Here is a 15,732-nt window from a genome sequence, read left to right on the forward strand (position 1 = left end):
TCAGATTGTAACACCAACAGTGGGAACAACTCTAAGTCATTCGCGTCGTCAGCGCCGCGGTATCTATGTCAGTCAAACCAACCTGTCAACCGCTTTTTTCAGAATTCCGGTAGAACCGAATTTCCTGGTCGCTTCATTGTCGAATTTATCATTCGTTTTCAGCAACTTGCTTTCGTCTTTGGCGCTTTGCGGCGCCGCCGTCTCCAGCGATGACCGGGTTATAGGGGCGACCCGTTTTGCTGTAAACCCCCTCCATGACAAAAACGACATTTTCCGATTTTTGCGTCCGCCCGATTGTGGAAAACACGACTGGATCACCAGAGATTTCAGGCGCCTCCCGCCATTCGTGCATTTCATCAGATTTTTCAGGAGCTTCCTCCCTTTATAGAGGCAATCGCGACCGAGAATGCGCCGGGCGCCCAAAACTCCGCGCTTTCGCCGCATTTGCGGACAATATGACGGCCATTGAAATCATTGTCCGCTCTCCTTAGGCTGCGCCCCACGCTATCTCTATAAGAAGAGGTCCGTCACATCGGGCCCCTGGAGGCAGACCTATTCAATATCAAAGGACGGCGCGTTGAACGCTGCGCAACGAAATCGCCACGCTTCCCTGCTGCGCGCCAGCGGCTTTGAAGATGGCCCGGCCCTGACAGTTCAGTCGACCGACGGTGAAATCCCGCAGGGTCGCGAGCTCAGCTTTGCCTGGTTGAGCGGCACGGTGATGACCGGCCTAACCTCTGTCCTTCTTATGGGCGCGGCTCTCTATGTATCCTTTCAGGGGCAGGACACCTTTTCGACCGCCTATAAAGCATTGCAGCTCGCCGCCCCGCGGCTTGAGCAGCCCTTTGCCACCGACATAACCGCAAAATCCTCGCGCATCCGTCCCGTCGCCGCGACCCGCTCGGATCTCGAAACCATCGAAGCCTCCATTCGCCAGGTGGTCGATGGCCGCGAGATCCTGCGCAATCAGCCCTTTACCCGCCTCCGCGCGACGCTTGCGACGACGGCCACCTCGCTTTCGGCCGACGCGCCCGCCTATGACCCGGTCGCCATTCTCAATGCGACGCAGCCATTGCAAGCCGTGTCGCTCGATCTCAATGCCGACGTCTATGGTACCGATGTCGATGGCGAAGTCGCGGTGCGCCAGGCCGACATGCCGGCAAGCTTCATTCCAGCGCGCGACATCAGCGATGAAGTGGCGGCCGATTTCGTCCGCGGCACGGCCGAAGCGACCTTTTATACCGAAGACGCGCCGCCGACCCTTGCCTATGCAGCGCTCGGGCCCAGCCTCGATGCCTTGGCCAAGGAAGGCACGGCCACCTCGCCCAATGGCATAGCCGAGAACGTCACCGTCGTTCCCAAGACGACGCTCGCCGCCAATAAGGGCCCCGGCCGCACCGAGCGCTTTCTCACCGTCCGCGAAATCGGCCCCCTGGCCGACACGCTGATCCGCAACGGCTTTACCCGCGCCCAGGTGTCGATGGTGGAAAACACCCTCGCCAACCTCATGCCAGCGGGTGGCCTGCCGGCGGGCATTCGCCTGCGCATTCTTTATGGTCCGCTGACCAGCGACAGCAACAGCCTCGTGCCCTATCGCATGTCGATCTATCGCCCCGAAGGCATGCAGGGCGATCCGCATATCGCCACCGTCGCCCTCAGCGACAATGGTCAATATGTCGTCGGCCTGCAGCCCGATTGGGTCGACTTCCCGAAAGAAGACATCGAGCAGATCAATGTGGGCAATCTTCCCACTGTTTATCGCTCGATCTGGGAAACCGGCCGCAAGCACGATCTCGACGACGAGACCATCCAGCGCATCGTCGGCATGTTCGCCTATGACGTGGATATGACCAAGCGCATCTCGGCCGGCGACACCATCGAAATCCTGGAGACCCAGGATACGCCCGAGGCCAAGCCCGAGCTGCTCTATGTCTCGCTCAATCTCTCGGGCACCAAGCGCCAGCTCTATCGCTTCGCCACTCAGGACGGCAGCGTGGATTTCTATGATCCGGACGGGGAAACCGGCAAGCGCTTCCTCAATCGCCGCCCGCTCGAAGGCGGCGGCACCCTGCGCTCGCGCTTCGGCTATCGCATCCACCCCATTTTCCACACGCGCAAGCTCCATACCGGCGTCGATCTCGCCGCCCCCAGCGGCACGCCGATCTATGCGGCCGGCGACGGCACCATCCAGTATTATCGCTGGCAGTCGGGCTACGGGAACAAGATCGAAATCCAGCACGTCAACGGCTATGAAACCGCTTATGGCCACCTCTCGCGCTATGTCGATGGGCTCGGCGTCGGCTCAAAAGTCCGCCAGGGCCAGCTGATCGGCTATGTCGGCTCGACCGGCCAATCGACCGGCCCGCACCTCCATTTCGAAATCCTGATCAACGGCAATCTCGTCGATCCCCTCAGCGTCAAACTGCCCAAGGACAATGTGCTGGCGCCGCAATATCGCGATGCCTTCAAGCAGGCCATGACCCAGATCGACGACCTGCTTGCCCGCGAAGGCGCCCCAACCCAGGTCGCCTCCGCGAAAACGCCGTAAAACCCTATTCCGCGCGCGACACCCAGACGGCAAGCTCATTGCCGCCGGGTTCGCGGAAATGAAAGCGGCGCCCGCCGGGAAAATCGAACTGTGCACGCGTGATGACGCCGCCGGCCGCGATCACCCGCTTTTCGGCATTATCGAGATCGTCCGTCCGCACGATCGCCATGGTCGCCGCCACGCGGCCTTCCGCCTGATCGACGCCACCGTCAATGCCCGCATTTTCGAGCCCATCATAATCGGGCCCATAGCCGGTCATCCCCCACCCAAAAGCCGCCGTGAAGAACGCGCTGCTCTTTTCCCGATCCGTCGAGGGAAACTCGATATAGTCGATCTTCTCAGCCATTCTTTCACTCCTTATGTTCGCTTTTTGTTCTAGTTTAGAATCGGCGAGTAGGCAAGGAGCATTCAGAGAGGGCCTTAACTCACTGGCCTCAACCCACACTCGATTGTCACCCCGGCGAAGGCCGGGGCCCAACCTGAGATCTCAGACAAGACCCCGGCTCAAGGCCGGGATGACAGAAGGTGGATGACCAAATAGCAAAAGGGGCCGGTCAAACGACCAGCCCCTCTCTTATTCACTCTGCGCTCCCGTCAGGCCGCAGCCTCAGCCTCGCTCTTGCCGCCCGGAAGCAGCACAATCCCCTCCTCATCGGCATCGACCACAACGCGGTCGCCATCCGAAACCTTGCCCGAGAGGATTTCCTCGGCCAGCCCATCCTGCACTTCGCGCTGGATGACCCGCTTCAGCGGCCGCGCCCCATAGGCCGGGTCATAGCCTTCGTTCGCCAGCCATTCGCGCGCCTTGGGCGTCAGTTCCAGGCTGATATCGCGATCCCGCAGCAGCTTTTCGAGCCGCCCGAACTGGATGTCGACAATGGAACCCATATGCTCGCGCCCAAGCCGGTGGAACAGCAGGATTTCGTCGATACGATTGAGGAATTCCGGCCGGAACGCCGCCTTGACCGCATCGAGCACTTTTCCGCGCACCAGCTCCACCGATTCTCCATCCCTGAGATCGACGAGGTATTCGGCCCCAAGATTGGAGGTGAGGATGATGACGCTATTACGGAAATCGACTGTACGCCCCTGCCCGTCCGTCAGCCGCCCGTCGTCGAGCACCTGCAGCAAAACATTGAACACATCGGGATGCGCCTTTTCGATCTCGTCGAAGAGCACAACCTGATAGGGCCGCCGCCGCACGGCTTCCGTCAGCACGCCGCCCTCGTCATAGCCGACATAGCCCGGAGGCGCGCCGATCAGCCGGGCGACCGAGTGCTTCTCCATGAACTCGGACATGTCGAGCCGCACCATGGCGGTTTCGTCGTCAAAAAGGAACTGCGCCAGGGCCTTCGTAAGCTCGGTCTTGCCGACGCCGGTTGGCCCCAGGAACATGAACGAGCCGATCGGCCGGTTCGGATCCTGCAAGCCGGCGCGTGAACGGCGCACGGCCTTGGCCACCGCGGCCACCGCTTCGGCCTGCCCGATAACCCGATTGCCGAGCGAGGTTTCCATATGCAGCAGCTTTTCGCGCTCGCCTTCCATCATCCGGTCAACGGGAATGCCGGTCCAGCGCGACACCACCTGGGCAATGTCGGTCGGCTCCACGGTTTCCCTGGCCATCAGCGGATCGGGCTTGCCGTCGCCGTCGGGATCGTCGGCCGTCTTCAGCCGCTTTTCGAGATCGGGAATGACGCCATAGGCCAGCTCGCCCGCCTTGGCGAGATCGCCCTGGCGCTGCGCGATTTCGAGCTGGCTGCGCGCGGCATCGAGCTCTTCCTTGATTTTCGTCGACCCCTGCAGCCGCTCTTTTTCCATGAGCCACTTTGACGAGAGGACCTGCGCCTGCTCTTCGAGCCCGGACAGTTCATGCTCCAGCCGCTCAAGCCGGGTTTTTGAGCCGTCGTCGGTCTCTTTCTTCAGCGCCTCGCGCTCGATCTTGAGCTGCATGATGCGCCGATCAAGCTCGTCCAGCGCCTCGGGCTTAGAATCGACCGCCATGCGCAACCGCGCCGCCGCCTCGTCCATCAAGTCGATGGCCTTGTCGGGCAGAAACCGGTCGGTGATATAGCGGTTCGAGAGGGTAGCCGCGCTCACCAGCGCCGAGTCGGCAATGCGAATGCCGTGATGGAGCTCATACTTTTCCTTGAGCCCGCGCAGGATCGAGATCGTATCCTCAACGGTCGGCTCCGACACAAACACCGGCTGAAAGCGCCGTGCCAAAGCCGGGTCCTTTTCGACATGCTTGCGATATTCATCGAGCGTCGTCGCACCCACGCAGTGCAGTTCACCCCGCGCCAGCGCCGGTTTAAGCAGATTGGACGCATCCATGGCGCCATCGCTCTTGCCCGCGCCGACCAGCGTATGCATTTCGTCGATGAACAGAATGATCTGCCCCTCGGCCGATTGCACTTCGCTCAGCACCGCTTTCAACCGCTCTTCGAATTCGCCACGATATTTCGCGCCGGCAATCAGCGCGCCCATATCGAGCGAGAGGAGGCTCTTGCTCTTGAGCGATTCCGGCACATCGCCATTGACGATGCGAATGGCCAAGCCCTCGGCGATCGCCGTCTTGCCCACACCGGGCTCGCCAATCAGCACCGGATTGTTCTTGGTCCGCCGGCTCAAGACCTGAATGGTGCGGCGAATTTCCTCATCGCGCCCAATGACGGGATCGAGCTTGCCCTCGCGCACATCCTGCGTCAGGTCGCGCGCATATTTCTTCAGCGCATCATAGGCATTCTCCGCCGAAGCCGAGTCAGCCGTGCGCCCCTTGCGAATTTCTTCGATGGCGGTATTCAGCCCCTGCGGCGTCACCCCTGCCGAGGCCAAAATCTTGCCTGCGTCCGTGTCCTTTTCAACCGTCAGCGCCAGCAACAGGCGTTCTGCGGTCACATAAGAATCGCCAGCCTTCTGCGCTGCGCTCTCGGCGGTGTCGAACACACGCGCCAGTTCGCGGCTGAGATAAAGCTGCCCGGCATCGCCCGAAACTTTTGGAATTTTATTGAGCGCTGCTTCCACCCCGGCCCGCGCCGCCTTGGCGTCGCCCCCGGCGCGGTCGATCAGCCCCGAGGCAAGCCCCTGGTCATCGTCGAGCAGCACTTTAAGCAAATGCACCGGCGAAAACTGCTGATGCCCCTTCCCCAGCGCCGCCGTCTGCGCGCTCTGGATAAAGCCGCGCGAGCGCTCGGTATATTTTTCGATATTCATTCAACTCTCCTTATCTCGCTCGCCACCCAGCCCTCTTGAGGCACCGGCATGACGACGGAAGCGTCGGTGATGAAACGCCCGGCAACCCGGCACGCTCCAGCATCAAGAAGATATATGGGAAGGCTTTCAGGAGGAGCAATGCCGTGCCACGACGAAATCGGCTACGCGCCCAAGCTGGTTGCATCCAAAAAAGTGCCGAGCGAATGAACTGCGGACGATGTCGCAGGGAGAATGAAGGTGGCCGCATTTATAACGCATGCGCTTCGACAGCGCAGTGCATGGGTCGGGTGGGGCCTCAACCAAAAATTCACCACAAGGCAAAAGTCGGCCGCTTGTATTAACCAGTGTCATTTTCAGGATAGGCGACGTCGGTTAACGTCTCCTTGCGGGTAACTGCTGGCGCTTGTTGGTCAATTCAGATTGCTGAAGGTCAGCGGTTACTGTCGGACCTCAACGAGGCCAGTCGCCAGCCAGAGAGTTGATATGACCAATTTTACTGGTGCCCCCCATCGGCGCCCAATCGATTCTGCATCGCGACCCTTCCAAGATTTCCGACATTGTGTTTCCAAGGCCCGGGCCCGCACAATTCTTGCGGGATTGTCGGTTACTATGCTCGCGCTGCTGGCCAGTGAAACAGCCACCGCCCAGACCTGGACTGGAAACGTCAGCAACGACTGGACCGACCCCGCTAACTGGAACACTAGCGTTCCAACCGGCCTGATAGGCGTGACTATCAGCACGTCGGCTTCCAACCCAACCGTGCTTGGCGTGAGCGCTCCGGCAACCGGCTTCGCGAATGGCATGCTGTTCGGGGGCGTCACGAGTTCGCTGACGGTTCAGAATGGCAGCACCCTGACCAGTGGCGCCATTGTCGCTATTGGTTCATCCCCGGGAGGCGTCAATTCCGTCACGATCACCGGCGCCGGGTCACGTTGGAGCGTTGGCGGAACGCTGAGGGTGGGCGGCAGCGGCGCGGGAACCCTGAACATAAAAAATGGGGGCCTTGTTACTGCCCTGAATGGCACTCAGCTGGGCTTTGGCGCAACTGGCTCGGGAACGCTGAACGTGAATAGCGGCGGCATTCTCGAAACGACCAATCTGACAAAGCTAGCAGGCAGCGCGCAGGTCAACTTCGACAACGGCACCTTGCGCGCACTGGTAAGCAATCCTGCCTTCATCAACACCCTCACCGTCTCCGAACTCACAATCGCTGCCGGGGGGCTGACCGTCGACACGAATGGCTTTGATATCGGGTCGCCGGGCTTCAGCGGAATTGGGGGCCTGACGACGACGGGCACGGGTAGCCTGACGCTGAACGCTGTCAGCACCTATAGCGGCGACACCCTAATTGGCAGCGGCAGCACGCTGGCCCTGACCGGCATCGGCGCGCTGGCGTCCAACCGGATCGTTGCCGATGGGACTTTCGATATTTCGGCCATTGCCGCAGCCGGTATAACGATTCCTCAGCTGGCCGGCAGTGGCACGGTGGTGCTGGGAACGAAGTCGCTGGCCGCGACGGAAATCTCACCCGGCGGCAATGCAATTGGTACCCTCACCATCGATGGTGACTATGCCGGTAGCGGCACGCTGCTTCAAATCCAGGCCGTGCTCGGCGACGACAATTCAGCAACGGACCGCCTCGTCGTCACCGGCAATAGCAGTGGCGCGACGACTGTCGCGGTGACCAATGTTGGCGGTCTTGGCGGTGTCACGGTCAATGGTATCAAGGTGGTGGATGTGGGAGGGATCTCGGCCGGAACCTTCTCCCTGCGAGGCAACATGCTTGTAAACGGCCAGCAGGCGGTCGTCGGCGGCGCCTATCTTTATGGCCTCTATCAGGGCACGCCCACCGCCGCAGACGGCGACTGGTATCTGCGCAACCTCACCAATCCTTCCGACCCGGATGCGCCGTTGTTCCAGCCGGCCGCGCCGGTGATTGAATCCTATGTCGCATCGGCGTTGCAAGCTTTCAACAAGACGGAAAGCCTGCAGCAGCGCCTCGGCAGCCGCTCGTGGTCCGATGGCGGCGGCCAGGGTGTCGGGGTCTGGGGTCGCATCAACGCGGACCATGCCACCATCGCGTCTGACGGATCGACGACTGGCGCGAGCCATCAGGTCGGAACCGCTCGGCTGCAAGCCGGCCTCGACGGCGTGGTCAATAGCAGCGCTAAGGGCACCATTATTGGCGGTTTCGACATGCAGATCGGCACTGTGTCGGCCGATGTCCAATCCGGCTCCGGCACCGGCAAGGTCAGCAGCACGGCCTACGGCCTAGGCACCGGCTTGACCTGGTATGGCAGCGACGGCTTCTATGTCGATACCCAGGGCAAGCTCGCCCTGTTCAATAGCAGCCTGAGCTCGGATACGCTGGGAACAACGATTGTTTCGGGCAATCCCGGTCTTGGATATGCTTTAAGCCTCGAGGTCGGACAGCAGGTTGTTCTCGGCAGCAACTGGTCAGTGACTCCGCAGGCTCAGCTATCCTATTCCCATGTTGGATTCGACGATTTCGTCGATCCCTTCGGTTCGAGCGTTAGGCTCGATCGCGGCGACAGCGTTGTCGGGCGCCTCGGTATCTCTGCCGACTATGAGGCCGAGTGGCAGGACCCCAATGGCGGGACCGGCCGTGCCCGCCTTCACGGTTTAGCCAATGTCAATTACGAGCTCCTCGATGGCACCACGACCACTATCGGCGCCAGCACTGTCCATAGCAGGAAGGATCCGCTTTGGGGTGGAATTGGCCTTGGGGGCTCGCTCCACTGGGCCGAGCAACGGTTGTCGATGTTTGGCGAGGTTGGACTAAGCACCAGCCTCAACAATATCGGCAAGAGCTATGGTCTGGGCGTGACCGCCGGCCTCAAGGGCAAGTTCTAGATCTGCAAGACGATCTCGTTGGCGCGTCTGGCCGCCGTTTCGGCCGCGCAGACCAACGTGATCTAGAGCATGCCTCCGGAAAGTGGTCACCGGTTTCGGGATAGAGACTTTAAGCCGGCAAGAGCCAGTCTTGCGGGCAGAATCGAGCGCTCGCAAAGCAAGGCGCCGGCATCGGGGTTGAAAACGGCTTGAGGCGAAAAGTGTTCGCTGAAACAGGCGCAAACTTGAAGCCTAAGCTCCAAGCCGGGCCACAAAAGAGTCGCGACGGGGCTCACCCCTGTCCGCCCAAAAATACAAAAAAGGCCGGGCAATCCGCCCGGCCTTCTTTTGCATAAAAATCTTATTCGGCTGCTGGCGCCGTGCCCGCTGTCAGAAAGGCGGGCAATTCGCCGACGTCTGGCTGCTCGGCATTTGCCGGATCGACAGCGCCTTCTCCGCCAGCCGGACGGCGGCGGCGCGGGCGGCGTTCACGCGGCTTGCGGGCCGCCTGTTCTTCTTCCCCGGCGACGGCTTCTTCGGCGCCTTCGGCCGCTTCTGCCGCAGGCCGTTCGGCCACGGGACGCTCGGCCGGCGGGCGGCGCGACCGTTCGGGGCGCTCGGCCCTTTCGGGGCGTTCAGAGCGCTCGGGCTGGGCTGTGGCAGGGGCCGCCTGCGGCTGCTCTTCTTCCGCTTCGTGGCTCACCTGGGCCTGCACCGGCTGGGGCGAGGAGAAGCGCGAGTTCATTTCCGAGACATCGTCATCGAACTCGTTATCGTCCTGGCTCTGGCCATCGCGCACCCCGTTCAGGGCCTGCTGGGCCGAGGAAACGATGCGGAAATAGTGTTCTGCGTGCTGGAGATAGTTCTCCGCCATCACCGAATCGCCAGACGACTGGGCATCGCGCGCCAGCTGCATGTATTTTTCGGCGACGTGAGCCGCATTGCCGCGGACCTTTACGTCCGGACCGTTGCTCTCATAATTACGCGACAGCGGGTTAACATGCTTGCGGCCGCCATTGCGGTTACGCTGCCGGTTCTTGTTCTGGTTTGGTCTCATCGGGTCGCTTTGTCTAACTCTAGATCGTTAAGCGTCACATCTGGGCGGACCGGACTTTTGGCCGGTCTGGCCCCACATCCCGCGAATGTCGCACTGGGATGGGGTATACTGGTTTCATGAAGACCGTATGCTTTCGTGCAGCGCCCTCGGAAAAATCCGCCCTTTTGATCCCGCTTGGTTCCAAAAGGAACAAGCACGGCCTTTGCCGCAAGATTTGGATATAGGGTGTGGTCGCTGCGGCGCCCATGATGCGCCATTGACAGCACGGTCAAGCTACAAGCTTTCGCCGATCTTGACCAGCACAAAGTATTCTATGCCTGGTTTCTGCGCTGCAACACGCTAGATGTGGTGCGCCGAAACCACACGATCAAGACCCGCCAGGTCCTTTTCGACGCTAATTCGCTCAAACCCGGCCCCGGCAAAAAGCGCTGAAACCGCTGCGCCCTGATCATAGCCGATCTCGACCAGCACGGCTCCACCCGCCTTCAACCACCCAGCCGCCTCCGCCGCAATGATCCGATAGGGCCCCAACCCATCCGGCCCCCCATCCAGCGCCAACCGCGGGTCAAAATTTTTCACCTCCGGCGACAAGGTCTCGACGATCTCTGACGAGATATAGGGCGGATTGGAGAGAATGAGATCAAATCCCTCTTCACCTCTCCCTTCGGGGGAGAGAGCCTGCCCCGGACGTGATCCGGGGTCGGCGCGCAGCTCACCGAATGCGCGATTACGAATTCGGTTGGGGTGACGGGGCCTTTCGGCAAGAGCCCCGAACCAATCGCCCTGCAAAAATTCCAGCCGACCACTCACCCCATTCCGCTCGGCATTGCGCCCGGCCATCTGCAGTGCCCGGGGATTGATATCGCTCGCCACCCCCGACGCATCTGGCCGATTGACCAAAACCGAAATCGGAATGCACCCCGACCCAGTTCCGAGATCAACAAACCGTCCGCCTACGGGCAGCGCCTTCAGTGCCAGATCGACCAGCAGTTCCGTATCGGGTCGCGGCTCGAGCGTCGCCTCGTTGAGCGCGAAGTCGAGCCCATAAAATTCCTTGTGGCCGACGATCCGCGCCACCGATTCACCGCTCAACCGCCTTTGCATCAGTTCGGTTACGGTAGATGTTAACAGGCTGCTAACCAACTCGCTCTCACGCACCGCCAATTGCAGCGTGTCAAAACCAAGCGCGTGGCCCACCAAAATCTTGGCGTCGAGCGTCGCCGTCGCAAAGCCGCGCTGGCTCAATTGGTCCCGCCATCCCCGCCAAAGCGCTGAGACAGTGACCGCCTCGCTCAGTTGGAATTCTCCATCGCGGCCAGCTGCGCCGCCTGGTTTTCGGTGATCAGCGCCTCGATCATTTCATCCAGCGCTTCGCCCGCTATCACCTTGTCGAGCTTATATAAAGTCAGGTTGATCCGGTGGTCGGTGACGCGTCCCTGCGGGAAATTATAGGTCCGGATCCGCTCCGAGCGATCCCCCGAACCCACCTGCCCCTTGCGCTCGGCCGAGCGGGCACTGTCCCGCTCCTCGCGTTGCATTTCATAAAGCCGCGAGCGCAGGACGATCATGGCCTGCGCCCTGTTCTGGTGCTGGCTCTTCATGGCAGAAGTCACCACGAGCCCGGTCGGCAAATGGGTGATGCGCACCGCCGAATCGGTGGTGTTGACGTGCTGTCCGCCGGCCCCCGAAGCGCGCATCGTATCGATGCGGATATCTTCATTTCTGATTTCAATATCAATGTCTTCGACCTCGGGCAGCACCGCCACCGTCGCCGCCGAAGTGTGGATGCGCCCCGAGCCTTCCGTCGCCGGCACGCGCTGCACGCGGTGCACGCCGGACTCGTATTTCATCCGCGCATAAACGCCCTTGCCCGACACATTGGCGATGACTTCCTTAAAGCCCCCCATTTCGCCGGGGCTCTCTTCCATCAGCGTCACCTTCCAGCCGCGCAGCGCCGCATAGCGCTCATACATGCGGAAGAGATCGCCCGCGAACAAAGCCGCCTCGTCGCCGCCCGTACCGCCGCGAATTTCGAGAATGATCGACTTTTCGTCGGCCTCATCCTTGGGCAGCAGGAGGAGACGGATCGACTGGGTTAATTGTTCAAGCTTTTCATCGAGTTCTTCGATTTCCGCAGCGGCCATCGCGGCCATGTCCTTGTCAGGACCTTTGACCAGGGACTCCGCTTCCGCGCGGTCGCGCCGGGCCTTTTGATAGGCATTGATCTCACCCACGATCGGGCTGAGATCGGAATGCTCTTTCGAGAGCTTGGCCAGTTCGTCCGGGCTCGCGCCGCTCGACAGGGCAGCCTCGATATATTGGAAACGGGTGGCAAGCGCGTCGAGCTTGTCCTCTGGCAAAGCGGGCATTCTGGGTCTTTCCGGAGCTATTGGGGACTGGATAATAGCCATCCCCGCCAATCGCAAGCAGAACTAGGGTCGAGTCCCTAACCCATCGGCAGGTTCTGCTTCTCCACCCATTCCTTCAAGAGATCGCGGATCGCGACGCCATCGGCACCGACGCTCAGGGCCGCAGCAACCGAATCCTGGATCGGTTTCAGATCGACATTGAGCACCAGCTCCTTGATCGGCCCGATTGACGCTGGCCCCATGGAAAGCCGCGTCATGCCGATGGCCATCAGCGCCAGCGCTTCCATCGGCTTGCCCGCCAGTTCCCCGCACATGGTCACCGGCTTGTTGTGGCGGCGCGCCGCATCGACCACCAGCCGCATGGCGCGCAACCGCGGCAATGCAATGGCGTCATAATTTTTCGACACGCGCGGATTGGCCCGGTCGGCCGCCGTCAGAAACTGCACGAGATCGTTCGAGCCGATGGAGACGAAATCGGCCTCAGGCATGATCTGGTCGAGCTCGAACAGCAGCGATGGCACCTCCACCATCGCCCCCAATTCAAGCCGCGACGGCACCTTTTCGCCGGCCCGGCGCAGACGTTCCACTTCCTTGGCGACCACGAGCTTGGTCTGCCGGAATTCAAACGTCTCCGTTACCATCGGCACGAGAATTTTGAGCGGCCTTCCATTGGCCGCCAAGAGCAGCGCCCGCACCTGGGTGCGCAACAGCCCGGGCCGGTCAAGGCCAAGGCGGATCGAGCGATAGCCCATGGCCGGGTTTTCTTCGGCCATCGAGCGCAGATAGGGCACGACCTTGTCGCCGCCGATATCGAGGAGGCGGAAGACCACCGGCCGGTCGCCGGCAATCGCCATGGCCTCGGCATAGAGATCGACCTGTTCCTGCAGCCGCGGCAGCTTGCTCGCGATCATGAACTGCAATTCGGTGCGGAAGAGCCCAACCCCCACCGCCCCGGTATCGTCGAGCATGGGGAGGTCCGCCACGAGCCCGGAATTGTGCAAGAGCGTAATGTCGACGCCGTCCCTGGTAATGGCCGGCTTGTCCTTGAGCGCGGCATAATGCGCCCGGCGCTTGGCCGAGACCCGCACCTTGTCGATATAGGTCTGCTCGATATCCGGCGTCGGCCGCAGATGCACCTGCCCCGCCGGACCATCGATGATGATGTCGTCGCCGCTTTCGCACATGGAAACGATCGAATCGGCCTGGCCCACCGCCACAAGCCCCAGCGAACGCGCGACAATGGCGACATGCGCCGTAGCCCCGCCCTCTTCGAGCACCAGGCCGCGCAGTTTCTTCCGGTCATACTCCAGCAGTTCCGCCGGCCCCATATTGCGGGCGACGAGAATGGCATTATCCGGCAGTTCGCGATGCGCCGGCTGGTTCGTATTGGTCAGAACGCGCAGCAGGCGATTGGCCAGGTCGTCGAGATCGTGCAGCCGGTCGCGAATATAGGGGTCGGTCTGGCGCAGCATGCGCGCCCTTGTATCGTTCTGCACCCGCTCGACCGCGGCTTCCGCCGATAGCCCATTTTCCACCGCCTCGGTCAGCCGATTCACCCAGCCCCGGTCATTGGCGAACATGCGATAGGTTTCGAGGATCTCGCGGTGGTCCGAGCTCGGCTGCATATCGCCATGGTCGAGCATGGCGTCGATCGAGACGCGCATGCTGGCCAAAGCCTTGTCGAGCCGCGCCTTTTCCGCATCGGTATCGTCGGCGATGAAGTTGACGACGACCACGCGGGGATCGTGCAGCACCACGGTGCCAAGCGCGATTCCGTCGGTAAAGCTAACGCCGTTGAACATGCGGGGACGCCTGAGATCGATATCGGACCCCGGCTTGATCAGATTGTCGAAATCCGAGGTCGCGATCATCTCGGCGAGGATTGTGGCCGTAGTCAGCATGGCCTCGGTTTCATCCTCGCCATAGTGACGACGCTCGGCGTTCTGAACGACCAGAACCCCCAGGGTTTGCCCGGCCCTGAGCACAGGTACGCCGAGGAATGAATTATATTTGTCCTCGCCCGTTTCGGGGCGATAGGCAAAACCGGGATGGCTGGGCGCGTCGTCGAGGCTGAGCGGTTCTGCCTCCGACGCGATGAGCCCGACAAGCCCCTCTCCGAGGCGAAGCGTGGTCATGTGGACCGATTCGGCCTTGAGGCCGCGTGTGGCGAAAAGTTCGAGCGCGCCATCGTCGCGCAATACGTAAAACGAGCACACATCGGCCCGCATATTATCGGCAATCAGGCCCACGATCTTGTCGAGCCGGGCCTGCGAAGCCAGAGGCTCCGCCATGGTTTCGCGCAATTGCCGCAGCAGCACCCGTGGGCCGCCTATGGTCGTGACCATCCCGTTACCGGCAGCCCCGCCGAGCCGCCCCCCTTGATCGGACGCGGCCCCTTTCCCCTCGAAACGAGATCAGGCGTCCTTCTTGTCCAATCCGTAATAGGTGTGCAGCGCGCGAACCGCAAGCTCAGCATATTCCTCATCGATCAACACCGAGGTCTTGATTTCCGAAGTGGTGATCAGCTGTATATTGATGCCCTTGTCGGCCAGCGCCTTGAACATCGAGGATGCGACGCCCGCATGGCTGCGCATGCCCACGCCCACGACCGACACTTTTGCGCCGCCCTTGGAGCCGGAAAGACGGGCATATTCGAACTTGCCGCCATTATCTTCGAGCGCCTTGACCGCCTTGTCATATTCGCTGTCGGGCACGGTGAAGGTGATGTCGGTGGTCGCCCCATCGTCGGCAATGTTCTGCACGATCATGTCGACGATGATGCCTTCGTCGGCCAGCTGGCCGAAAATGGCCGCGGCTACGCCGGGCTTGTCCTTGACATCGCGCAGGGTGATCTTGGCCTCGGCCTTGGCGAGCGTCACGCCCGAAACGATCTGCTTTTCCATGATCTCATCCTCATCGCAAACGAGCGTGCCGGGAACGCCGGGCTTTCCATCGGGCGCAATCTGGGGCGCATTGGGGTCATCAAAACTGGAGCGGACCAGGAGGCGCACCTTGTGCGCCATGGCCATTTCGACCGAGCGGATCATCAAGACCTTGGCGCCGAGCGAGGCCATTTCCAGCATTTCCTCAAAGGAAATCCGGGTCATGCGCTGCGCCTTGGGCACGATGCGCGGGTCGGTCGTATAAACGCCGTCTACATCGGTATAGATATCGCAACGATCCGCGCCAACGGCGGCGGCCACGGCAACGGCGGACGTATCCGAACCACCGCGACCGAGCGTCGTCACCCGCCCATGGGGCGAAATGCCCTGGAAGCCGGTGATGACAGGCACCCAGCCATCCTTCATGCGCTTGTCGAGTTCGGTCGGCTCGATCCCGGTGATGCGCGCCGCGCCATGCGCGTCGTCCGTATGGATCGGCACCTGCCAGCCGGCAAAGGAGCGCGACTGGATGCCCATTTCGCTCAGGACAATGGCCATGAGGCCCGCGGTGACCTGTTCGCCCGAAGCGACCACGGCGTCATATTCGCGCGCATCGTGGAATTTGCTGGCCTCGTTGACCCAGCCAACCAGTTCATTGGTCTTGCCGGACATGGCGGAAACGACGACGGCAACTTCATTGCCGGCCTCGACTTCGCGCTTCACATGGGCGGCGGAATGGCGGATGCGTTCGATACTGGCCATAGAAGTGCCACCGAACTTGACGACGATACGGGCCACTTTATTCCCCGGCTG

At 61.4% G+C, this 15,732-nt stretch carries 10 protein-coding genes; 3 read left to right on the forward strand and 7 right to left on the reverse strand.

The annotated features are described in order from the left end of the window. A partial coding sequence (locus ASD83_RS21260; RefSeq protein ID WP_210168351.1) for a hypothetical protein occupies positions 1-388 on the forward strand: 388 nt, incomplete at its 5' end. Between the two features lie 189 nt (positions 389-577). After that, complete coding sequence (locus ASD83_RS17470) at positions 578-2,548, forward strand: M23 family metallopeptidase (protein WP_056313388.1); 1,971 nt, start codon at positions 578-580, stop codon at positions 2,546-2,548. Between the two features lie 4 nt (positions 2,549-2,552). Here the strand turns inward: ASD83_RS17470 and ASD83_RS17475 are convergent, their stop codons facing one another. Both ASD83_RS17475 and clpB read right to left on the reverse strand, forming a co-directional pair. Continuing rightward, positions 2,553-2,894 carry a VOC family protein gene (locus tag ASD83_RS17475; protein ID WP_056313390.1) on the reverse strand — a complete coding sequence of 114 codons (342 nt, stop codon included), beginning with the start codon at positions 2,892-2,894 and terminating at the stop codon, positions 2,553-2,555. Positions 2,895-3,142: 248 nt separating this feature from the next. Further along, positions 3,143-5,758: an ATP-dependent chaperone ClpB gene (gene clpB / locus ASD83_RS17480; RefSeq protein ID WP_056313392.1), complete on the reverse strand. Its 2,616-nt coding sequence runs from the start codon at positions 5,756-5,758 to the stop codon at positions 3,143-3,145. A gap of 609 nt (positions 5,759-6,367) precedes the next feature. Between clpB and ASD83_RS17485 the strand changes: the two genes are divergently transcribed. After that, positions 6,368-8,632: an autotransporter outer membrane beta-barrel domain-containing protein gene (locus ASD83_RS17485; protein ID WP_056313393.1), complete on the forward strand. Its 2,265-nt coding sequence runs from the start codon at positions 6,368-6,370 to the stop codon at positions 8,630-8,632. 340 nt (positions 8,633-8,972) lie between these two features. Here the strand turns inward: ASD83_RS17485 and ASD83_RS21200 are convergent, their stop codons facing one another. The 5 genes from ASD83_RS21200 to ASD83_RS17510 all read right to left on the reverse strand — a co-directional run bounded on the left by ASD83_RS21200 (position 8,973) and on the right by ASD83_RS17510 (position 15,717). Beyond that, positions 8,973-9,668 carry a DUF4167 domain-containing protein gene (locus tag ASD83_RS21200; protein WP_056313395.1) on the reverse strand — a complete coding sequence of 232 codons (696 nt, stop codon included), beginning with the start codon at positions 9,666-9,668 and terminating at the stop codon, positions 8,973-8,975. 339 nt (positions 9,669-10,007) lie between these two features. After that, complete coding sequence (locus tag ASD83_RS17495; protein ID WP_056313397.1) at positions 10,008-10,964, reverse strand: N5-glutamine methyltransferase family protein; 957 nt, start codon at positions 10,962-10,964, stop codon at positions 10,008-10,010. Beyond that, positions 10,961-12,037 carry a peptide chain release factor 1 gene (gene prfA / locus ASD83_RS17500; RefSeq protein WP_056313399.1) on the reverse strand — a complete coding sequence of 359 codons (1,077 nt, stop codon included), beginning with the start codon at positions 12,035-12,037 and terminating at the stop codon, positions 10,961-10,963. The genes ASD83_RS17495 and prfA overlap by 4 nt, the downstream gene beginning before the upstream one ends. Positions 12,038-12,114: 77 nt before the next feature. Beyond that, complete coding sequence (ptsP, locus tag ASD83_RS17505; RefSeq protein ID WP_056313401.1) at positions 12,115-14,382, reverse strand: phosphoenolpyruvate--protein phosphotransferase; 2,268 nt, start codon at positions 14,380-14,382, stop codon at positions 12,115-12,117. Between the two features lie 69 nt (positions 14,383-14,451). Beyond that, positions 14,452-15,717, reverse strand: coding sequence for an aspartate kinase (locus ASD83_RS17510; protein WP_056314044.1), 1,266 nt, complete (start codon positions 15,715-15,717; stop codon positions 14,452-14,454). Between the last annotated feature and the right edge of the window lie 15 nt (positions 15,718-15,732).

This window comes from Devosia sp. Root685 (assembly GCF_001427875.1).
GTDB lineage: Bacteria > Pseudomonadota > Alphaproteobacteria > Rhizobiales > Devosiaceae > Devosia.